General features: G+C 61.8%; 17 protein-coding genes. 6 read left to right on the forward strand and 11 right to left on the reverse strand.

Annotation, left to right across the window (positions count from 1 at the left end; translation table 11 throughout):
* Window positions 1–2 precede the first annotated feature (2 nt).
* Window positions 3–845 carry a hypothetical protein gene (locus tag AAF358_17570; GenBank protein ID MEM7707372.1) on the reverse strand — a complete coding sequence of 281 codons (843 nt, stop codon included), beginning with the start codon at window positions 843–845 and terminating at the stop codon, window positions 3–5.
* 164 nt (window positions 846–1,009) lie between these two features.
* On the opposite strand from AAF358_17570, the gene AAF358_17575 reads away from it, so the two are divergent.
* Complete coding sequence (locus tag AAF358_17575; protein ID MEM7707373.1) at window positions 1,010–2,395, forward strand: hypothetical protein; 1,386 nt, start codon at window positions 1,010–1,012, stop codon at window positions 2,393–2,395.
* A gap of 206 nt (window positions 2,396–2,601) precedes the next feature.
* On the opposite strand, the gene AAF358_17580 is transcribed toward AAF358_17575, so the two are convergent.
* The 4 genes from AAF358_17580 to glmS all read right to left on the reverse strand — a co-directional run bounded on the left by AAF358_17580 (window position 2,602) and on the right by glmS (window position 6,027).
* Window positions 2,602–3,201: a mobile mystery protein B gene (locus AAF358_17580; GenBank protein ID MEM7707374.1), complete on the reverse strand. Its 600-nt coding sequence runs from the start codon at window positions 3,199–3,201 to the stop codon at window positions 2,602–2,604.
* Entirely contained in the window at window positions 3,147–3,641 is a 495-nt protein-coding gene (locus AAF358_17585; protein ID MEM7707375.1) for a mobile mystery protein A, read from the reverse strand. Before AAF358_17585 ends, AAF358_17580 begins: the two co-directional genes overlap by 55 nt.
* Window positions 3,642–3,914: 273 nt before the next feature.
* On the reverse strand, window positions 3,915–4,073 hold the full coding sequence (locus tag AAF358_17590; GenBank protein MEM7707376.1) for a hypothetical protein: 159 nt from the start codon (window positions 4,071–4,073) through the stop codon (window positions 3,915–3,917).
* Window positions 4,074–4,194: 121 nt separating this feature from the next.
* Window positions 4,195–6,027 carry a glutamine--fructose-6-phosphate transaminase (isomerizing) gene (glmS, locus tag AAF358_17595; GenBank protein ID MEM7707377.1) on the reverse strand — a complete coding sequence of 611 codons (1,833 nt, stop codon included), beginning with the start codon at window positions 6,025–6,027 and terminating at the stop codon, window positions 4,195–4,197.
* 364 nt (window positions 6,028–6,391) lie between these two features.
* Between glmS and AAF358_17600 the strand changes: the two genes are divergently transcribed.
* Window positions 6,392–8,092, forward strand: coding sequence for a carboxyl transferase domain-containing protein (locus AAF358_17600; protein MEM7707378.1), 1,701 nt, complete (start codon window positions 6,392–6,394; stop codon window positions 8,090–8,092).
* The gene (locus tag AAF358_17605; GenBank protein MEM7707379.1) at window positions 8,092–10,926 is read left to right on the forward strand and encodes a biotin/lipoyl-containing protein; all 2,835 of its coding nucleotides are present in this window, start codon (window positions 8,092–8,094) and stop codon (window positions 10,924–10,926) included. Before AAF358_17600 ends, AAF358_17605 begins: the two co-directional genes overlap by 1 nt.
* A 344-nt stretch (window positions 10,927–11,270) precedes the next feature.
* Here AAF358_17605 and AAF358_17610 read toward each other — a convergent pair whose 3' ends face one another.
* From AAF358_17610 to ssb, 5 genes are all read right to left on the reverse strand, one after another.
* Window positions 11,271–11,963, reverse strand: coding sequence for a 4'-phosphopantetheinyl transferase superfamily protein (locus tag AAF358_17610; protein ID MEM7707380.1), 693 nt, complete (start codon window positions 11,961–11,963; stop codon window positions 11,271–11,273).
* On the reverse strand, window positions 11,935–12,507 hold the full coding sequence (gene rfbC, locus AAF358_17615; protein ID MEM7707381.1) for a dTDP-4-dehydrorhamnose 3,5-epimerase: 573 nt from the start codon (window positions 12,505–12,507) through the stop codon (window positions 11,935–11,937). The genes AAF358_17610 and rfbC overlap by 29 nt, the downstream gene beginning before the upstream one ends.
* Window positions 12,504–13,394 carry a glucose-1-phosphate thymidylyltransferase RfbA gene (gene rfbA / locus AAF358_17620; GenBank protein ID MEM7707382.1) on the reverse strand — a complete coding sequence of 297 codons (891 nt, stop codon included), beginning with the start codon at window positions 13,392–13,394 and terminating at the stop codon, window positions 12,504–12,506. The genes rfbC and rfbA overlap by 4 nt, the downstream gene beginning before the upstream one ends.
* Window positions 13,388–14,464, reverse strand: a complete 1,077-nt coding sequence (gene rfbB, locus AAF358_17625) for a dTDP-glucose 4,6-dehydratase (protein MEM7707383.1) — start codon at window positions 14,462–14,464, stop codon at window positions 13,388–13,390. The genes rfbA and rfbB overlap by 7 nt, the downstream gene beginning before the upstream one ends.
* Before the next feature lie 61 nt (window positions 14,465–14,525).
* A complete protein-coding gene (gene ssb / locus AAF358_17630) occupies window positions 14,526–14,999 on the reverse strand; it encodes a single-stranded DNA-binding protein (protein MEM7707384.1) in 474 nt (157 codons plus the stop codon).
* A 225-nt stretch (window positions 15,000–15,224) separates the two neighbouring features.
* On the opposite strand from ssb, the gene AAF358_17635 reads away from it, so the two are divergent.
* On the forward strand, window positions 15,225–16,154 hold the full coding sequence (locus tag AAF358_17635) for a polyprenyl synthetase family protein (protein MEM7707385.1): 930 nt from the start codon (window positions 15,225–15,227) through the stop codon (window positions 16,152–16,154).
* 137 nt (window positions 16,155–16,291) lie between these two features.
* Entirely contained in the window at window positions 16,292–18,115 is a 1,824-nt protein-coding gene (gene typA, locus AAF358_17640) for a translational GTPase TypA (protein ID MEM7707386.1), read from the forward strand.
* 20 nt (window positions 18,116–18,135) lie between these two features.
* On the opposite strand, the gene AAF358_17645 is transcribed toward typA, so the two are convergent.
* Window positions 18,136–19,059: a patatin-like phospholipase family protein gene (locus tag AAF358_17645; GenBank protein MEM7707387.1), complete on the reverse strand. Its 924-nt coding sequence runs from the start codon at window positions 19,057–19,059 to the stop codon at window positions 18,136–18,138.
* A 334-nt stretch (window positions 19,060–19,393) separates the two neighbouring features.
* Between AAF358_17645 and AAF358_17650 the strand changes: the two genes are divergently transcribed.
* Window positions 19,394–20,830, forward strand: a complete 1,437-nt coding sequence (locus AAF358_17650) for a tetratricopeptide repeat protein (GenBank protein ID MEM7707388.1) — start codon at window positions 19,394–19,396, stop codon at window positions 20,828–20,830.
* Window positions 20,831–20,925: the final 95 nt, after the last annotated feature.

Raw genomic sequence — 20,925 nt, forward strand, 5'->3', positions numbered from 1 at the left:
CTTCACGTCACACTGGCCGCTATGCCCCTGCCGGGCCGGGTGCCAACAGCTTTTCGGCTCCGTGGGTTCAGCCAGCCCCACGCAATCGCAGCGCTGGATGCCACGAGTCCAAATACCACGACATGCAGCATCGGCAGGTCTGCAAGCCAGTTGGCCACTGGCAAATACGACGCGTGATGCCCGATGACCTGGTAGCTGAGGAACATGGCGATGGTTGTGAGCAATGCCCATACAAACGGGGCAAACGGTTTGGCACGAGCCCGGTCTTTGACAATCAATAGCGCGCAGAAGGCCACTGCGGTGATGAAGGCGGCATTTAGCGCGTCGCCGAATTTTGGCAACGTCTCCAGGCTCCGCACCAGAAAGCCAGGCACGTAGCCGGCAAAAAACCGGCCGAGCGATGGCCCTGCCAGCAGGATTACGGTCGCCAGCATGTAGCGTGCGTGTCGATCCGGGTCACGCCGGTTCCGTAGCGCCAGCGTATAGAGCACAACAAACGCGGCAGAGACCAACAGATCGGCCGCCGACAGCGCGTGACCGAAGAGTTGGTTAAACACCGACTCGGTTCGCAGCATGTGCTGCGTCACCAACAGCCCACCGACCGTGAAAACCGGCACCAGCGCCATGCTCGCCATGCCGGCCCGAACATGCCAGTTCCACTTGCGGTGATGGGCGGTCCAGTTCTGCGTGGCCACGAGGACAATCCACATCGTGGCGGTGATGCCGTGGAGATGGTGCACCCACGGTGCTGTCGGCAGCACCGCAAAGTAGCCTGGCATGAAAGCCAGAAAAGTCATTAACAGGAATGAGAGCACGTACCAATGAGCGTGGGGGAACGGAAGCATGGCGGGTTCCTCTGTGGATTTGGCTGTAGTTCACCTCGGCCAACCGGGGCGCGGCAACGGCGGCGGGCCCGTTGACCGGCCGGTTGCCGCTGTTGGCCGCACTTGGCCGGCATAGCCGCATCCGTTAGCCTTGAGGCGCAGTGGCCTAATCCACTGGAGATTGGATGTCTGAAACCGAATCGACCGGCGATCAAGGTCTTGAGTCACGCCTGATTGGCTGGAAGCGAATCTCGAATTACCTTGGCTGCAGTGAGCGAACCGCCCGACGGTGGGAGCGAGAGGAGCAGCTGCCGGTGCATCGCCAGCAGCATGAGAGGCGCAGCACGGTATTTGCCCTCCCTGCAGAGCTGGATACCTGGGTTGGCTCGCGTGCTGACGTTTCCCCCGCGCCGCCGGCGGAGCTCGCGCCGGGGAGCCAACAAAGCAGCAGGCTTGCCCTGGGTGTCTTCGCATCGGCCGTGCTAGCGGTGGTCGCCATGATCGCTATCTGGCCCCGACCGGCCCTGGTCGGTCCGGATGTCGGGAGAGACCCGATTGCCGTCGATCTTTACAAGCGCGGTAGCGCGCTTTGGCGCCAGCGGGGAGAAGGACCCAATCGGCAGGCCGTCAAGCTGCTCACTCAGGCGGTGGAACGGGATGACACCTACGCGGAAGCATGGTCAGCGCTGGCCACCGCATGGATTACGCTGCCGACCTATTCTGACGAAGTGAGCGCATCCGAGGCGACGGATGAGGCCCTGCTGGCCGCTGATCGGGCGCTACAGCTCGACGCCACCTTGGTTGAGGCACGATCCGTCATGGCCTCGGTCGCGAAGGGGCGGGGTGACTGGCTGTCTTCGGAAAGAATCTATCGCGAAGCGCTCAAGGTTGACCCCGACAACACCAGCCTGCTGTTGTGGTTCGCCGGGCACTACCGCGAGGTCGGATTCATCAATGAGGCGGTGAAACTGACGAACGCGGCTTTGGCGCTGGAACCCAACTCGCCGCCCATCCTCAGCGAAATCGCCATGAACCACTACCAGCTTGGCCACGTCGAGCAGGCGCAGGAGATGCTGGACTACCTGTGGTTCAGCCTCGGTGTTGAGACCCCGATAGTCTGGGTGGGTCGGTGGTTGGTCGTGATGGAAAACGACAACTATGAGGCTGCTCGCGCGTGGATGGAGAAGACGCCTTTCGAGGCGTTCGAGTCAACGCTACTCGCCTATATCGATGTCCGTGAGGCAAAACGTTCGGACAGCGCCTTACTGCCGAGCGAAGTCAATGAGGCCTATAGAAACGGTCTGCCCGGCTGGCTGGCATTTCATATGCTGGACCGCGTCGGCATGATCGACCCGGCGCTCGAAATCCTGGATCAGGAATCGTCAGGCGGTCATTTCGAGACCTCTGTGGTGCTGTTCTTCGAGTATGGCGGAGATACCCGAAAGCGAGCGGAGTTCGCCGACCTCATTGAGAGGCTGGGCTTCTACGACTACTGGCGGGCGCGCGGCGCACCGGACCTGTGCCAACGCGACGCCGACCTCACCTTTTGTCAGCGTTTGTCAGCGCAGTAGGCCAAGGCTTAGGTCGCCCGATAGATTAGGGCGGAGTTGCTCAGGTTTGTCCGCTTGGGGTCAAGAGCCGTCGGCAAGTGCCACCGCTCTTTTGTTTACTGGCTAGGTCAGGTGGAAGGTTTAGTCTAAGTGTGCACCCCGGATAGTGTATGGGAATAACACGAAAGTTTGGGAGTTACCCAACCTGTTTTATCGAGCTTGACCGTTTAGCTTCTCACAAAAAGCAAAAGCGGGTCGTAGTCGTGAGCATCTGCGGCCTGTAGAGCCGCGATGTAGCTTCTGCGAAGCTCGCTGACCTGATACGAGGACGCGCTGCCCCAGGTAAACACGTCAATTCCCAGCTGCCCTCCCAGCAAGTCTGCCATTAACCGAGCATGTCGCCCGTTTCCGTTTGGAAAGGGGTGCACGTATACCAGCAGATGATGTAGGCGAATACATATCTCATCATGGCTGAAGGTTGAGGCGCTTACCCAGTAGCGAACGTTGTCGAATAAGGTCGCCATCTCTTGACCAATTCTATGTGGCGCGATACCGATGTTCTTTTCAGTCTCTCTGAAGGTGCCTGACCAAGCCCAAACCTGACCGAACATGCGCTTATGCAGTTTTATCGCGTAATCCACAGTCAGGAAGTCAGAACTACGTTGGCGAATTGTCCAGGCTACAGCAGAATCTATATTGTCTTGCTCTGCGACATTCAGGTCCGCTCGAGTCGTTACCCATGAAAGGAGTAGACCCGTGCTTTCGTCTGGGTCTAGGGGCGTCGCACCGTCAGGTTCTTCGAAAAGATCCGTCTCTTCCCATTCCACAGATCGCGTTGACCTAATGAGTTGTCGATAAATTCTTGGACTCTGAGTTCCAGGTCGTCATTCGCAACAGCTTGGTCTTCGAGAGCCATGCTGTGTGAGACTCTGGACAAGTGATCAATAGCGATCTTTCTAGCTTGGTCTTCGACCATCTGTTGCAGTTGTTTTTTTGGAACCAATGCGTAGACCAGCACACAGTCAAGCGCGTCCGCCGCTCGCCGCAGAGTCTCCAAGCGTACTTTTTCTGCGGCCTCTGATTTCTCCATATCTTGGACACTTTGCTGAGTTATCCCCATTCGACGGGCGAGCTGGGGACCCGACATACCCAAAGCATCTCGTATGGCCCTAATCCAACCTTTTGGTGGACGTTGAAAACGGTCCACGGGCCGCAGCCAATCAAGGCGCGAATCTAGGGAGTCTCTGGCCCTGTTTCGAAGTTTCATAAGGCTATAGTCTGTAGATTGGAGTTTAAAAAACAGATTATAGCCTGTTAAATAGTTTTATCCAACAGGCCGCAACCTGTTATCGATATCGACTCTTGGCTGTTAAGCCTCGACAAAAGACTCACAAGCTAAATAGCCGCTGATACTTCTACGAACCAGTTGGTCGAAGGTTTGAATCCTTCGGGGCGAGTCAAATGACGATAGAGCCCGATTTCGGGGCCATATTTTAGGTTCGCCCAAGATTCAGTGTTTGCCACCGCCTCAAAAAGCTGTTCAATGATTCGGGCGTTGGGCTAACTCTTGGTTGTAGTCTGCTTCGGATAAGCCATGTTTGGCGCCTTGACCAGCCTTGATGTGCATCCACGAATTGGCCTGCGCCGCGCATATCCAATCCTTGGCATGAACAGTGCCTGTGGAGTCTTCCGTTGTCATTTTTCCAACCATTCCTCCACGTCGCGGCTTTATTCTCAGACTATGTCGACTAAACCCAAGGTCTCTGTCTTATCCCCAATTTTTTTGGTGAGTACACAACAAGACGGAAAGCGGTGATCTGTTATTCCACGGTGACCGACTTGGCAAGGTTCCTCGGCTGGTCGACGTCTGTGCCTCGCAGGACGGCCACGTGATAGGCCAGCAGCTGCAGCGGTACCGTGTGCAGCACCGGCGCCAGGATGCCGGCTTCGGTGGGCAGTGAGATCACCTGGATCTGATCCAGCTCCGGCACGTCCACGCCTTTGTCCGCAAACAGATAGAGCCTGCCGCCTCGTGCCTTCACTTCCTGCAGGTTGGACACCAGCTTCTCCAGCAGGTCGTTGCTCGGCGCGCTGACCACCACCGGGAGGGCCTCGTCCACTAAGGCGAGCGGGCCGTGTTTCAGCTCACCGGCGGCGTAGGCCTCGGCGTGAATGTACGAAATCTCTTTGAGTTTGAGCGCGCCCTCCATCGCGATCGGATAGGCGGTGCCGCGGCCGAGGAACAGCGCGTGGTCGTGCTCAACAAACTGCTCAGCAATCTTCGCGATCTCAGCTTCGGTTTCCAGCACGTCTCGAATCTGGCCGGGTAAATGGGCCAGCTGATCGACATACTCACCCTCTTTGAGCTCGGGGTTGCGGTGTTTGGCCAGGCCAATCGCCAGCAGAAACAGCGCCACCAGCTGCGTGGTGAACGCTTTGGTCGACGCCACGCCGATCTCAGCCCCGGCCCGAGTCATCATCACCAGATCCGACTGGCGGACGATCGAGCTTTCGGGCACGTTGCAGATGCACATGGTTGCCAGGTAGCCGAGCTCCTTGGCTCGGCTGAGTGCCGCCAGGGTGTCGGCGGTTTCGCCAGACTGGGAGATGGTCAGAAAGAGCGTGTTCGGCGGCACGTGGCAGTCGCGGTAGCGAAACTCGCTGGAGATCTCGACGTTGCAGCCGATGTTGGCCATGGCCTCGATCCAATAGCGTGCTACCAGCCCGGCGTGGTAACTGGTCCCGCAGGCGACAATCTGCACGTTCTCGACCTTCGGCAGCACCGTTGCGGCCTCGGGGCCGAAGGTGCTCTCCAGCACCATCGAATCTGCCAGCCGGCCTTCGAGCGTGTTGGCGATCGCGTCCGGCTGCTCGTGAATCTCCTTCTGCATGTAGTGCCGGTAGGTGCCTTTGTCGGCAGCGTCCATCGACAGGGCTGAGGTCTTCAGCTCACGGCTGACCGCCTCACCGTCGCGGTCGACCACCTTGAAGCCGTCGCGGGTCAGCTCGGCAACGTCACCTTCTTCTAAAAAGGCAAAGCGCTGGGTCACCGGAAGTAGGGCACCGGCGTCCGAGGCGAGAAACGTCTCGCCGAGACCTACGCCGATCACCATGGGTGACCCCAGGCGAGCGCCGACCAGCACGTTCGGGTTCTCCGAATCCACCACCGCCAGGGCGTAGGCGCCTTTGAGGACGGTCACCGCGTCCCGCACGGCGGACAGCAGGTCTGGTGCCCCTTTCTCCAGCCGGTCGCGAATCAGGTGAGCCGCGACTTCGCTGTCGGTTTCCGATTCGAATTCAACGCCGGCGGCTTCGAGCTCTTTCCGCAGCTCCAGATGGTTCTCGATGATGCCGTTGTGGACCACGGCAATCCGGGGTGAAGAAAAGTGGGGGTGTGCGTTGCTTTCTGAGGGTGAGCCGTGTGTGGCCCAACGAGTGTGAGCCAGGCCGATCGTACCCTGCGGCGGTTCGTTTTCCAGGATTTCGGCTAACGCCGCCACCTTGCCAACCGCCCGGCGGCGTTCCAGCGAGCCGTCAGCTTCGATGATCGCAATGCCGGCGGAGTCGTAGCCCCGATACTCCAGCAGCTTGAGCCCTTCCATGAGGATCAGCTTGACGTCCCGCTGGGCAATAGCGCCCACAATTCCGCACATGGTGTTTCCTAGTCGTAAACCGGCAGGAATTGAGCTTAATCGGCCCGAAGGGTCCGGTCACCCCCAAACGCCAGCGGTAGGAAAAATTTACATTTGCCTCTAAGCGGGCTCCCGGCGACCAAATAGTCACCTAGTGACTTGCTTCCCGGATTTCGTCGCTGGTGGACGCCGAGTCGCTCTGGCGTCGATGCACTGGACTTGCCCTCTCCATGCCGGGAATTTATGGCTTGCGGCTCATCGATTTTTGCCACTTTGATCAGGTTTCCCGACACATGTCATCGGGTTTTCCTTAGCCGCTCGAACACGCTAGAAATACGCAGTAACCGCTTGTAGCATAGGCGGGTTTCCCCATTTAGGTATCCCGATGACCGACCCCGTGGTTCCCTCTTTGAACAACCCGTTTTTGCCACCCGATGCCGGTCCCGAAGAGTCGCTGACTCAATACGAAGAAATGCTCGCTGAAGCGCGCATGCTTCGGGAACGCCCGAGGATTGCGGGCGGTCTTCGCAACATCACGCGCCAGCACCTGAAAAACCGCATGACCGTGTGGGAGCGGATGAAGGTCTTGAGCGACAAAGAGCCCACCGTGCTGTTTCAAAACTGGGGGCCCAACCTTGATGGGGCTTCGCTGGTCACCGCGATCCTGAATGTCGACGGCCGCGACGTGGCGCTCTACGCGCACGACTTTACGGTGCGCGCCGGATCCATGGACGCCACCAACGGCCGCAAGCTTGCGCGGCTCTACGAGCTGGCCGCGAAGCGCGGCATACCTCTGGTGGGGCTGAACGATAGCGCGGGTGCTTACGTACCGGCCGGCGTCGGCGGCTTGGACGGTTACGCCGAGGCGTTTACCGCGCTGCGCAAAATCAGCGGCGTGGTCCCCAGCATCATGTGTATGTTTGGCTTCAACGCCGGTGGCGGTTCCTACCTGCCGCGGCAGGGGAGTTTTGTCATCCAGCCCAACGACTCGTTTTTTGGACTGACCGGTGTCGGCGTGGTCCGCGAGGTGCTGGGTGAGGACGTGACGCCCGACGAGCTCGGCGGCCCGGGCGTACACGGCGCCTCCGGTGTCGCGGACCTGACCACCCCCGACGAAGTGGGCGCACTAAAGACCGTCCGGCGTCTGCTGTCGTACCTTCCGGGCAACAACCACGAGTCGCCCCCGTTTCGCCCAAGCTCCGATCCGCTCGACCGGGAAACGCCGGAGATCGACGTGCTGTTTCATCGCACCTTTGCCCAGCCGGCGGGGTTCAACACACCGTTCGATATCCGCATCATCATCCAGCAGATTTGTGACCACGGAGACTACTTCGAGCTGCAGCCCGATCGGGCTGGCAACATGACCACGGCGCTCGGCCGCATCGGCGGTCATGTGGTGGGCTTTGTGGCCAACAACAGCGCCGTCTCAACGGGCTTTATCGACGTCGACTCAGCGCTCAAGAGCGCGCGCTTCATTCGCTTCTGCAACCTCTACAACATTCCGGTGATCTTTATGGAAGACACCCCCGGCTTCCTGCCGGGAACCGAGCAGGAGCAGCGGGGTGTCGTGCAGGCAGGCCGGGCGATGCTGGATGCGATTGTCGATCTGCGCACCCCGCGAATTCTGTTGCTGGTCCGCAACGCTTACGGCGGTGCTTACGCCTCCTTCAACAACTACCCCACCGGGGCGGACTACGTTTTCGCCCTGCCGTCCACTCGTGTGGCGGTGATGGGTCCTGCCGGCCGTGAGTTTGTCTACAAAAAAGAGCTGCAGTCACTGCGTGCTGAGCGAAAGCAGCGCGTGGCTGAGCTGGCGGCCAAGCTGCGAGAGTCGGGCAGCACGCCGGAGGCGGCGACCGCTGAGGCCACCCGCGAGGCAGATGCCTGGTTCGCCGGCAAAGACGCTGAGCTCGTAGCACGCTACGAAAAGGCGCTGATGAATCCGAAAGAGGGGCTGAGCCTCGGCTCCATCTCGCAGATTGTCATGCCGTCCGAGCTACGGAAGCTCCTGGGCACCACCATCGATTTCTGTTTGCGTCACTACGAGCCCAGTCCGCTGACGGGCGTCCAGCGGGAGTTCCACTGATGGCCGGCATCTATACCCAAAACCCGCAGGTCTTCGAAGACCGTCGCCGCAGCCGGGGCGGCTCCGACTGGGAGCGCAGCTTTGCCTGTGAACATTTGAGGCCACTGATCATCTGCCGCGGCCCGGTGCGCAAGGAGGCGATGGACGTCTTTTCCCAGATGGGCATCGAGCACTTCGGCATTCTGCTCTCGGAAAAAGATTCAATCGCCTTTCCCCGAGCGCTTGCGCCGGAGCTGCGGGAGCTCAAGGACCAGTCGCGCATCCACCGGCTGCCCGACTACAGCGGCGTGGATCAAGCCGAGCGGGAGCATCGCATCGCGCAAATCATCGGCATCGCAAAGGCAAACGGCTACAACTCGGTGTTCGCCGGCTACGGCTTCATGGCCGAAGAGGAAATTCTGGTGCGATCACTGGAGGAGGCCGGACTCAACTTTATCGGCCCCTGCAGCCGCACCGTGCGCGATGCCGGGCGCAAAGACGTGGCCAAACGAACCGCGCTGGCCTGCGACATCAGCGTAACGCCTGGCGTGGATAACGTCAGCGCCCTGGCGCTGCTGCGCAAACATTCAACGGTCGACGCGCTCACGGCGCTGGCCCAGGAGCAAGGTCTTGAGCTGCCGGCCGATCTACCCGACACCCCCGAGCTGCTGGCGGAAGACGTGCTGGATGCTAGCTACCGCGCTGCGGTGGAGGTCATCACCGTCGACGAGCTCTGCGATGAGATTCGCCGGCAGGTGGCCAACCTGTTTGAGAAGTATCCCGATCGTCGCTTACGGCTCAAGGCCATTGGTGGCGGTGGGGGAAAAGGCCAGCGGCTCCTTGAGTCGCCGAGCAGCCTCAGTGCCGACAGCCCTGAGGCCTGTATCGCCAAAGCCGCCGCCCAGGCTCCGGAGAAGGCTCGAGAGATCTTTTCTGAGGTGAAGGCCACCGGGCCCGGCGATAACAAAAACCTGTTGATCGAGCTCAACATCGACAGCAACCGGCACCAGGAGGTGCAGCTGCTCGGCAATGGCGACTGGTGTATCGCGCTCGGTTCGCGCGACTGTTCGCTCCAGATGCATGAGCAGAAGCTGCTGGAAATCTCGGTGACCGAGCCGTCGATCGAACGGGCCATCGAAGCCTCCCGGTCGGCCGGCAACGAGATACGTGCTCAGGCGCTGCAGGATGAGCTGGACATTCTCAATCGCATGCAGGCCGAGGCGGAGCGTTTCGGCGCAGCGACGGGGCTGGACTCGGTGTCCACCTGGGAATGTATCGTCGACGGCAACAACCACTACTTCATGGAGATGAATACCCGCATCCAGGTGGAGCACCGCGTGACGGAGCTGTGCTACGCGCTGGAGTTCGAGAACCCGGAGTTTCCCGGCGAGGCGTTTCAGGTCAACTCGCTGATCGAGGCGATGGCGATACTCGCGGCACACGGTCCGCGGCTGCCAAGGCCGAAGCGAGTCGTGCGAAACATGGACTCCATCGAGATGCGCCTCAACGCCACCAATGACGCCCTGGCGCCGCACGCGGGTGGCCTGATTCAGTCGTGGTCGCCATGTTTGCCAAATGAGATTCGCGACGACCAGGGAATCAGCGTACCCAATCCCGATACGGGCCTGTTTATGCCGTACTACCTGGCTGGCGCGTACGACAGCAACCTCGCGCTTCTGCTGACGGTTGGGGAGTCACGGCGCGAAACGTGTGAAGGGCTGGGCGACGTGATGCGCCGGGCCAAGCTTCGCGGTCGCGACCTTGAGACCAACCTCGAGTTTCACTACGGCCTGCTGCACTGGTTGCTGGCCAACGACGTCCGCGCGAAGGTTGGAACCCGCTTTGTGCCGCCTTACCTGGTTGCGGTGGCGGACCTGGCCACCAGCGCTGAGGGGCTGGACCTTGCCGGCGTCTATTCGGCGGTGGTTTCCCAGGAGCTGCAGAGCATTGGCGCGGAGCATCGGGCAGCGGTACAGGCGATCGCGGAGCAGAAACGCACTCTGCTGCTGCGGCCTCTGCGGCGGCTTTTTGATCATCCGCACGTGCTGTCGGGCTGGCTGAGCGCTTCAAGCGGCTGGGGAAGCTGGGATGACGAGCATTGGCGCTGGTCCGTCAACCCGCTGGAGGTGCTGGATCGCCTGTATTCGTTCCTGTCGATGGATGCGCAGCCAGATCAACCGCCGGCTTACGTCATCTGGGACCACGATCAGGCGCTGCTGCAGCAGGCGATGGCGTTCTACGAGCAGCTCCAGCAGCAGCTCGGTGCTCAAGACTACGCTTCAGCCGAAGCCGCGCTGGCGGCAGCGTCGGAAGATGCGGGCGATGGTCCGTCGGCTGCAGCGCTCAAAGCCAGTCACGCCGGGTTCCAGCTTGGCAACGCAATCCTGGCGCTGCCTCAGCTGCTGGCTCAGGAAAGCGGTTTCTACGATCTGAAGGTCAACGAAGATCTCACCGTCGAAATCCCTGACCGGCTGCAGGGCAAAGAAACGCAGGATGCCGCCCGCCTGGTGCTGGCGCCGCCGCCGCGCGCCACCGGCAACCAGATCCTCGCGGAAGCCGGCGGGATGTACTACGCCCGCCAGGCGCCGGACCTGCCGCCGTTTATTGAGGTGGGCGACCACTTCGAGGCGGGCGATCCGCTCTACGTGATTGAGGTGATGAAAATGTTCAACGTGGTGCGGGCGCGCTTTGCCGGCACCATCACCCGTCTACTGATTGCGGACGACGGCGTGGTGGTGAAAAAAGGTCAGCCGGTATTCGACATCGAGCCAGACGCCACTGACGGTGACGGTGAGAGTGAAGATGACGCTGCCCGCTCGCAGCGTTTGCGGGAGCTTTCTGCACGCCTAACCTGACGTATTGCTGTCCGATGCGGGCGACGTGTGAAGGAATGTCACAGAAACGGTTTCTGGGACTTTTTTCGGTGACAATGTCGGCATACGTTGATCGCCGGTGGGGGCCGGTGATGCGAAGCAAAGGACATCAATATGCAGAAGACGAGCCGTCGGGCTTTACTGAAAAAGGCGGGCTATGTCGCACCAGCCGTTCTCACGCTCACCGCAACGCCCGCCATGGCGCAGTCCGGCTCGTCCGGGCGGCGTATGCACCGAGAGCGACGCCGCGACAGGCCGGTTCGTCGGCGCCCACAGGGCTAGCGACCACGCGGACTCGACCCCGCCGAGCCTGAGGCTCGGCGTTGTTACCGTGACGGTTCCCGGGTGAGCCACGTCCAGGTCGCAAGGCGATCGTCGAGGTGAAAAGCCTGCACGGTCATGGCGCTGATCGCCGTCTCGGCCGCAAGCTCATCATTCAGCACAACTTCCAGCTGCTCGCGATTCCCGGGTAGCACCGACACCTCTTTGTAGCCCACAAACCGTTTCACCAGCGGAAACAGGCATTTGTAGATACTCTCTTTGGCGCTGAACATCAGCACGGCAAGCGTAGGGTCATCGCTGGCGTTGAGCACGCCCAGCTCATCGTCATTAAACAACAGGCGCCAGGTGTTGGGTTTGAGCCGCGTGCTGCACTCCACGTCCAGCCCGAGTCCCAGCCACTGCGCCTGTGGCGCCAGCCAGGCTAAGGCGCTGACGTTGTCGTGCGTGATGGTGCCGACGAGGCCACCCGGCCAGCAGGGTTCGCGCTGGGAGCCGACCGGTAGCGAAGACAGTTCAATGCCCAACGCGGCGGCACCCGCTTTGGCAGCCACGCGGCCGGCGGCAAACTCCCGCCGGCGCTTGTCCACCGCTCGGCTCAGCGGCTGGCGTTCTTCTCCGGTGAGGTCAGACCAGTGGTGGTCGGAGAACTGGCACCAGGCGGCCTTGGAGCCCGGGGCTGAGGCTTCCAGCGCTTGGATCAGGCTCAGCTCAAACTGATGCGGCTTGCTCGTGCTCATCGTAGGCGGGCAGGGTGTTGCAGTCGGCAAGGTTGGGCGCGCTGCGGTCTTTGTCCGACAGCAGCGGCTGGTCGACCGGCCAGCTGATGCCGATGTCCGGGTCGTCCCAGGCCAGTGAGCGATCGTTGGCCGGTTCATAAACGCGCGTGCACTGATAGCTGAAGATAGCGAACTCCGACAGCACGCAGAAACCGTGCGCAAACCCTTCCGGCACATAGAGCTGGCGATGGTTGTCGCCGGAGAGGTGATAACCCTCCCACTGGCCAAACGTCGGAGAGCCCCGCCGGATGTCGACCGCAACGTCAAAGACTTCACCGCTGAGCACGTGCACGAGCTTTCCCTGCGGGTTGGGCTCCTGAAAGTGAAGCCCGCGCAGGACCCCTTGAGCGGACTTGGACAGGTTGTTCTGCCGGAACATCGTCGGCAGCCCCACCTCGCTATAGCGTGCGTGGTTCCAGGTTTCCATAAAGAAGCCGCGATCGTCGCCGTGAAGCACCGGCTCAAACAGCATCACGCCGGGAATCTGGGTAGGGAGCACCTTCATATCGGATGGGCGCCGTCAGCGGCCAGCTTCAGCAGGTATTGGCCATAGCCGTTTTTGCTTAAGGGGGTGGCAAGCCGCTCAAGCTGCTGCGCGGAAATCCAGCCTTTGGAGAAAGCGATCTCCTCCGGACAGCAGATACGCAGCCCCTGACGCTGCTCCAGCGTCTCGATGTAGGTGCTGGCCTGCACCAGCGACTCGTGCGTGCCGGTATCCAGCCAGGCGTAGCCTCGTCCCATCCGCTCCAGGTGAAGCTCATCCTGCTCGAGGTAGCGTCGGTTCAGATCGGTGATCTCCAGCTCGCCGCGAGGGGACGGCTCGAGCTCCGCGGCAAACGCGGGTGCGCGGCCGTCGTAGAAATACAGGCCCGTCACCGCGTAGTTGGAGCGCGGTTTTTCCGGCTTTTCTTCAATGCTGATGACCTTGCCGCTGGCGTCCATCTCCGCCACGCCGTAGCGCTCCGGGTCCCGCACCCAGTAGCCGAACACGGTGGCGCCCGACTGGCGCTCGTCAGCGCTCTTGAGCATCGGCACCAGGCCGTGGCCATAGAAGATGTTGTCACCCAGCACCAGGCAGGAGTCTTTGCCGTCCACGAAATCAGCGCCGATCAGGTAGGCCTGGGCGAGCCCGCCCGGGTCGGGCTGCACAGCGTAGCTGATGGACATGCCCCAGCCGGCGCCGTCACCCAGGAGCTCCTGAAACTGCGCCTGGTCGTGCGGTGTGGTGATGATGAGCACCTCCCGGATGTCGGCCAGCATCAGGGTGCTCAGTGGGTAGTAAATCATCGGCTTGTCGTAGATCGGCAGCAGCTGCTTGCTCACGACTCGCGTGACCGGGTAAAGGCGCGTTCCGCTGCCGCCGGCGAGAATGATGCCGCGTCGACTCACGATGCCGCTCCTCCGCCCTGGAGTCCGAGCCGCTGACCCTGATAGCTGCCGTCCTGGATGTGGTTCACCCACGGCTCGTTGTCCAGGTACCAGGCCACGGTGTCGCGGATGCCGTCCGCGAAACTAAGGGCCGGGGCCCAGCCCAGCTCGTTTTGCAGCTTGCTGGCGTCGATGGCGTAGCGTCTATCGTGGCCCGGTCGGTCTTTGACGAACGTGATCTGGTCGCGGTACTGGCCGCTCTCCAGCGGCCGGCGACGGTCCAGCTCCGCGCAGATGGTTTCCACCACGTCGAGGTTGGCCATCTCGGCGTCGCCGCCCACGTTGTACACCTCGCCCGGCGTACCTCTTTCCAGCACGGCCGTGATGGCGGCGCAGTGGTCTGAGACGTGCAGCCAGTCGCGCACGTTTTGCCCATCGCCGTAGATCGGCAGCGGCTCGCCGGCCAGCGCCTTGTTGATGATCAGCGGGATGAGCTTCTCCGGGAACTGGTACGGACCGTAGTTGTTCGAGCAGTTGGTGGTGAGCACCGGCAGCCCGTAGGTGTGGTGAAACGCGCGCACCAGGTGGTCTGATGCGGCTTTGGAGGCCGAGTAGGGTGAGTTGGGGGCGTAGGGCGTGGTTTCGGTGAATTTGCCAGTCTCTCCGAGCGAGCCGTAGACCTCATCGGTAGATACGTGCAGGAAGCGAAACGCCTGCTGCTGCGTCTCGGCGAGCCCCTGCCAGTACTTCAGGCAGCACTCCAGCAGCGACAGCGTGCCCACCACGTTGGTCTGGACAAAGGCTGCCGGCCCGTCGATGGAGCGGTCCACGTGGCTCTCCGCGGCGAAGTTGATGACCGCCGTCGGCTGGTGCCCGCTCAGCAGGCCGGCCACCAGCTCCGCGTGACCGATGTCGCCATGCACAAACTGATGGCCTTCCTGACCCATCACCGAGTTCAGCGTCTCCAGATTGCCGGCGTAGGTGAGGGCGTCGAGGTTAACCACGGTCGCGCGACCGCTTTTCACGGCGTCCAGCACAAAATTACCGCCGATGAATCCGGCGCCGCCGGTCACCAGCCACACGGGCTTACTCATGTTCGGGGTTTCTCATTTCTTGGCAGTTCTTGGGTCTGGATGCTGCCGGGCTTGACGCGCCTTAGAACGGAATGTCGTCGTCGAAGTCGTCCGGCGGCGGGCCGGCCGGAGCCTGCGCCTGGCCACCCGCGGGCGCCGGGCTGCGCTGCTGCTGCGGCCGACCGCCACCGCCTTCAAACGGCGCGCTGCCGCCGCCGCCGCGGCTGTCCAGCATCTGCATTTCGTCAGCGATGATCTCGGTGGTCCAGCGGTCCTGACCCTGCTTGTCCTGCCACTTGCGCGTCTGCAGCCGGCCTTCGAGGTAGACCTTGGAGCCTTTGCGCAGGTACTCAGCGGCGATTTCGCCGAGCCGGCCGAACAGCACCACGCGGTGCCACTCGGTCTCTTCGCGCATTTCGTTGCTCTGCTTGTCGCGCCAGCTCCGGGAGGTAGCCACGCTCAGGTTGCTCACCGCCGCGCCGCTGGCCGTGTAGCGGGTATCGGGATCGTTGCCCAGATTTCCGACCAAAATCACTTTATTGATGCCGCGGGCCATGGTTTCCTCCTGTGCGCGTGGGGCTGAAAGCAGGCGGCAGAGTCTACCAGAAAGGTGTTTGTGAGCTGTAGGCGCGGGGCCTGGATCTATGTGAGTCAGGTGCGCATTTAGCTTATAATGCTGGGGCTAACTACGAGTTTTTCTGTGTCCGCAACCGTAAACGATCTCAAGACGCCCGCTTCGGGCGACTTTTTTGCCAGCGTTACAGACCTGGTGCGCGAAGACATGGCGTCGGTGGATCGGTGTATCCGCAGCGGCCTGTACTCCGACGTCCCGCTGATCAACCAGATCTCCGACTACATCGTCGGGGGTGGGGGCAAGCGTCTGCGCCCGGCGCTGCACCTGCTGTGCGCCCAGGCCGTGGGGTATCGCGGCGAGCACCACATCAAGCTGGCCGCCATTATCGAATTCATCCACACCGCCACCCTGCTGCATGACGACGTGGTGGACGAGTCGGAGCTGCGGCGCGGCAAAGACACCGCTAACGCGGTTTGGGGCAACGCCGCCAGCGTGCTGGTGGGCGACTTTCTCTACTCGCGCGCGTTTCAGATGATGGTGGAAGTGGATCAGATGCCGGTGATGCAGATCCTGTCTGACACCACCAACACCATCGCCGAAGGCGAGGTGATGCAGCTCCTCAACCAGGGCAACCCAGACACTGACGAAGCGCGCTACCTGGCGGTCATTCGCTGCAAAACGGCCAAACTTTTTGAGGCCGCGGCGGAGCTCGCCGGCGTGATCGGCGGGGTTTCTGAGCCGGTGCAGCGGGGCCTGGCTAACTACGGTATGCACCTGGGCCTGGCTTTTCAGCTGGCTGACGACATGCTGGACTACGCGGGCGACACCCGGGAGCTGGGCAAGAACCTGGGTGACGATCTGGCGGAAGGCAAACCCACGTTGCCGCTGATCCACGTCCTGCGCGAAGGCAACGAGCAGCAGAGAACGCTAGTGCGCAACGCCATCGAACACGACGGTCTGCAGGATCTGAACCTCGTGATCCAGGCGATCAAAGACACCCAGGCCCTGGACTACACCCGCGATCGAGCGCTGGCCGAGGCCCAGATGGCGCGCGCCTCGCTAGACTGTCTGGCGCCGGGGCCGGCCAAAGACGGCCTGATTACGCTCACTGAACTGGCGGTTTCGCGCCGCAGCTGAATCTAAAAGGCCAAGACTGACCCGCCCGAGAAAGGGGTCTGAAAAAGGGGTCAGGTTAAATTTCGGCCGAGGGCCGAAATTTAACCTGACCCCTTTTTCCTTTTTCCCTTATTTCGGGTTGAGACTGGAGAGTCCCTGTGACCGAAATTCGAAACATTGCCATCATCGCTCACGTCGATCACGGCAAAACCACGCTGGTGGACCAGCTCCTGCAGCAGTCCGGCACGCTGGACGCCCGGGCTGAATTGCCTGAACGCGCCATGGACTCCAACGACCTGGAGCGCGAGCGAGGCATTACGATCCTGTCCAAGAACACCGCGGTGACCTGGGGCGACTATCGGATCAACATCGTCGACACCCCGGGCCACGCCGACTTTGGCGGTGAGGTAGAGCGTGTGCTGTCGATGGTGGACTCGGTGCTGCTGCTGGTGGACGCGGTGGAAGGCCCGATGCCTCAAACGCGGTTTGTAACTCGCAAAGCGTTCGATCTGGGCCTGAAGCCCATTGTGGTCATCAACAAGATGGACCGTGACGGGGCCCGGCCCAGCTGGGTGCTGGATCAGACGTTTGACCTCTTCGACCGTCTCGGCGCCACCGAGGAGCAGCTCGACTTCACCACCATTTACGCCTCCGCGGTGCAGGGTAAAGCGGGCCTTGAGCCCGACGCGCTGGACGACAGCCTGGACCCCCTGTTTCAGGTGATCACCGGCGAGGTGCCGGCGCCCGAGGTGGACCCGGACGCCCCGTTTCAGATGCAGATCATCACGCTCGACTACTCATCCTATGTCGGCGTCATCGGCATCGGGCGGATCTCCCGCGGCCAGGTGAAGACCAACACGCCGGTGACCGTGGTGGCAGCTGACGGCTCGCAGCGCAGCGCGCGCGTGCTCCAGGTGCTGGGCATGACGGGGCTTGAGCGGTTTGAGGTGCCGAGCGCCAGCGCCGGCGACATCATTGCGGTATCGGGCGTGGAGGGCTTAGGGATTTCCGACACGCTGTGCGACCGTCAGCAGCCAGAGGGTCTGCCGCAGCTGACCGTCGACGAACCCACCATCAGCATGTCGTTCCGGGTGAACTCCTCACCGTTTGCAGGACGTGATGGGAAGTACTTAACGTCGCGGCAAATCCGCGAGCGACTCATGCGGGAGGCCAGCCACAACGTGGCGCTGCGGGTCGAGGATACGGCAGACCCGGACGTCTTCCAGGTCTCCGGCCGCGGCGAGCTGCACCTGGCCGTGCTGATTGAGACGATGCGCCGGGAAAAGTATGAGCTCGCGATCTCACGACCCAGGGTGGTGCTGAAGGAAGTTGACGGCGTGTTGTGTGAGCCTTATGAAGAGCTGGTGTGTGACCTTGACGAGGCCGGTCAGGGGGCCGTGATGCAGCGCCTCGGGGAACGCCGCGGCGAGCTGCGCAACATCAGCGCGGAAGGGGACGGCCGGGTCCGGCTCGAATACGCCATCCCCTCACGCGGGCTGATCGGCTTTCAGTCGGAGTTCCGCACGCTCACGGCCGGCGAAGGTCTGATGCACCACCGCTTCGAAGACTTTCGTCCGCGCATCGACGAGCGTATCGCGCCCCGCAAGAATGGCGTGTTGATTTCTAACGGCACCGGCAAAGCGCTGGCCTATGCGCTGTTCAATCTTCAGGAGCGGGGCCGGATGATGATCGACGCCGGCGACGAGGTGTATGGCGGGCAGGTGATCGGTCAAAACTCGCGCAGCAACGACCTGACGGTGAATCCGCTCAAAGGTAAGCAGCTCAGCAATGTGCGCGCGGCCGGCAAAGATGATGCGCTGCTGCTCACCCCGCCGATCAAAATGTCGCTGGAGCAGTCGATGGAATTTATCGAAGACGACGAGCTGGTGGAGGTCACGCCAACCGCGCTGCGGGTGCGTAAGGCGCTGCTCAGCGAGTCGGACCGCAAGCGGGCGGGGCGTGAGTCAAAGAGCGACGCCTGAACCAGGCATGCAACCGTAGCTTAGGCTGAGCCGGCTAGCCGGCTTCGCACTCCGTGCCACCAGCGCCGCACGGGTGAGCGGGCCCGCGACAAGCGCCGCTGCAGCGGCTCGATCCGCTGCAGGCTCTCGAAGATCCCGCTGGCGAGCAGTTCGTCGAACGCCCCAAACTGCGACCAGTGCAGGGCCTTCACCTCGGGATAGAACACAAAGTCAGCCGCGCTCGCCTGCAGGTGGGCTAGCGTTATCTGGGTCAGGTGCTCTGCGCGCATCATTAAGGAATACACGCTGAGCTGCTCAAGCTTAGGCAGTCGTCGCTGATTCACCTCGCTGGCGATCACAAAATCCACCTTCGACCGCAGGGGCTCCACCGGCACGGGGAGAAACACGCCGCCGTCAGCCAGCACGCTGGCGTCATTGATCTCCGCCTCCAGCACCCCCGGGATGCTGGCGCTGTTGCACAGCGCGTTGATCAGGTCACCTTCTTCGTACACCACCGCCTCGCCGGCGTTGAGGTCAGCCGCACAAACCATGAGCGGGATCTTAAGTTCGGCAAACGTTCGCGCCGGCACCAAAAACTCAAGCGCCTCGCGGAGCAGCCCGCGCGGGATGATGTACTGACGCAGTAGCGACAGGTTCACCACCATGTGGTCTTTGAGGCGGCGGGAAAACACGCCACCGTCCGAATCGCGCTCGTAGCGCTGCGCCAGCCGCTGCGTGCCGAGGCGGAGAAACGCTTCGCTTTGAAGAAACTGGCGGAAATGAGACTCAATCCAAAGTGGGTCTGGCCGGGACGCGTACATGGCCGCAATGATGGCGCCCGCGGAGGTCCCCGCCAGCCGGTCTACCGTCACACCGTGTTCATGAAGGGTCTTTAATACTCCGATGTGTGCAATGCCTCGGGCACCACCGCCGGCCAGCGCCAGTCCCGTGAGGATTCTCGCCATGCCGACGCTCCTTCCTGGATGCGGTGAGTGTGCCCTGATGACCAGGCGATTGCACTTATCGACAACCCCTTAAGTGCAACTGATCCAGGGATTAAGTTGTCTACACTGGGGACGGCGCCTGACTCTCCCGCGTTCGGGCTGAGCGACGCCACAGGAAAAACGGCCTAAATCCAGAGGTTCGGCAGGTTTTCTCAACCTCCTGCGCCTTGCCTGGCCCACGGACTCGTTCTACTCTTTGCTTATGACACCAGTGTCCACGCGTCATTCTTTATGCTTCAGTCTGCTGCTTGCGGTCGCGCTGAGCGGCGCAACCCCGTTTGCCGGCGCCCAAACTTTGCCCGAAACTGAGGCGGCTACCGCCCCGCAGGACGCTCAGTCCAGCGCTGAAGCATCCAACCTTCCGGCCGCTGCTGCGGACGACGTCACGCCCTCACCGGGCGTTGTAGAAGCTGAGCTCGACGACGAAGAGCAGGCGATGTACGACGAGCTGACCGGGACGGACTCATCCAAGCGGGAGTCGAAGTTCGGCCAAATCGGCGACCTGCGTGTCGACCGTTACGAGGCTCGCCAGGTATTCATCAACTACATGCGGTCTGAGGAGTATCCGCAGGCGATTGACGCCGCGGCGACCGGGCTTGAGCTGACCCGCACCGAGCTCGGTGAAGGTCATCTCGAAACCGTGCCCTATATCAATGATCTCGGCAACGCGCTCCTGCGCAACGGTCAGCCTGGCGAGGCGCGCATCCAGTTTGAAAAGAGCGTCAACCTCCTGCGCGAAAAGGCGGGCATCTTCAGCACCGAGCTGGTGGAGCCTCTGATCGGCATGGGCCTGGCGTTCCAGGATATGTCTGAGCACGACCAGGCGATCGATACCTTCAACTACGCGCAGCACGTGACCCACCGGGATCAGGGTGTCTACAACCTCGATCAGATTCGCATTATTGAAGCCACCGCCAGCAGCTTTGCGGCACAGGAGCAGTGGCTGCAGGCGGAAAACCTGCACCTCCTGGCCTACAAGCTCTACAAGCGCAACTACGGCGTCGACAGCGAGGACGCGCTGCCGGGCCTTTACCGACTCGCCCGCTGGTATCAGCAGGTACAGGACTATCGCCAGGCGCGGGTGGTATACCGCAAAGCGATGGCCAGCATCGCCGAGATTCACGGCGAGCGTTCGCCCAAGCTGATTCCGCCGTTGAAAGGTATTGCCGGGGCTTATCTCGAAGAGAACGGTCCGGACGCGATCAAAGGGCTCCGCGCCTCCGAAGACATTCTGGACATCATGAACGACAACCCCCAGGAGTTCAGCATGGAGCAGCGCATCCTGGCGCACCTGGAGATGGGTGACTGGTTTGTGCAGTTCAATCGGTCCGATGACGCCTGGGGGCAATATCGGGCCGGCTGGGAGCTGGCCCAGACCGATGGGGAAAGCGGCCGCGACTGGTCGCAGTATTTCGACCGGCCGCACCTGATCTACCCCGGCGCCCGGCTGGGTCTTGAGGTGATTGGCTACGGCCGGGTCGGCGATGAGGTTTACTACGACTTCCAGTTTACGATCGCCCGCAGCGGCCGACCCGAAGATATCGAAATTATCGGCACCAACCTTCACGGACAGACCCGATCGGTCGCGCTGCAGGCGTTTCGCTTTGCGCGGTTCCGGCCCCGCATCGTTGATGGTGCGACGGTGGCCACGCCGGGCTACAAGGTCCGCCGGGTTTATCCCACCGACGCGCCCCCCGGCTACGGCACGGCGGACGTTGGGCAGCGTGGCTAGACCACACCTCGTCAATTGCGCCGCGGATCTCATGACGATCCGTCAGGCATAAAAAAAGCGGCTTACTCGAGCCGCTTTTTTTTTCGGGGAATCGG

It is taken from the genome of Pseudomonadota bacterium (assembly GCA_039033415.1).
Lineage (GTDB): Bacteria > Pseudomonadota > Gammaproteobacteria > Xanthomonadales > SZUA-38 > JANQOZ01.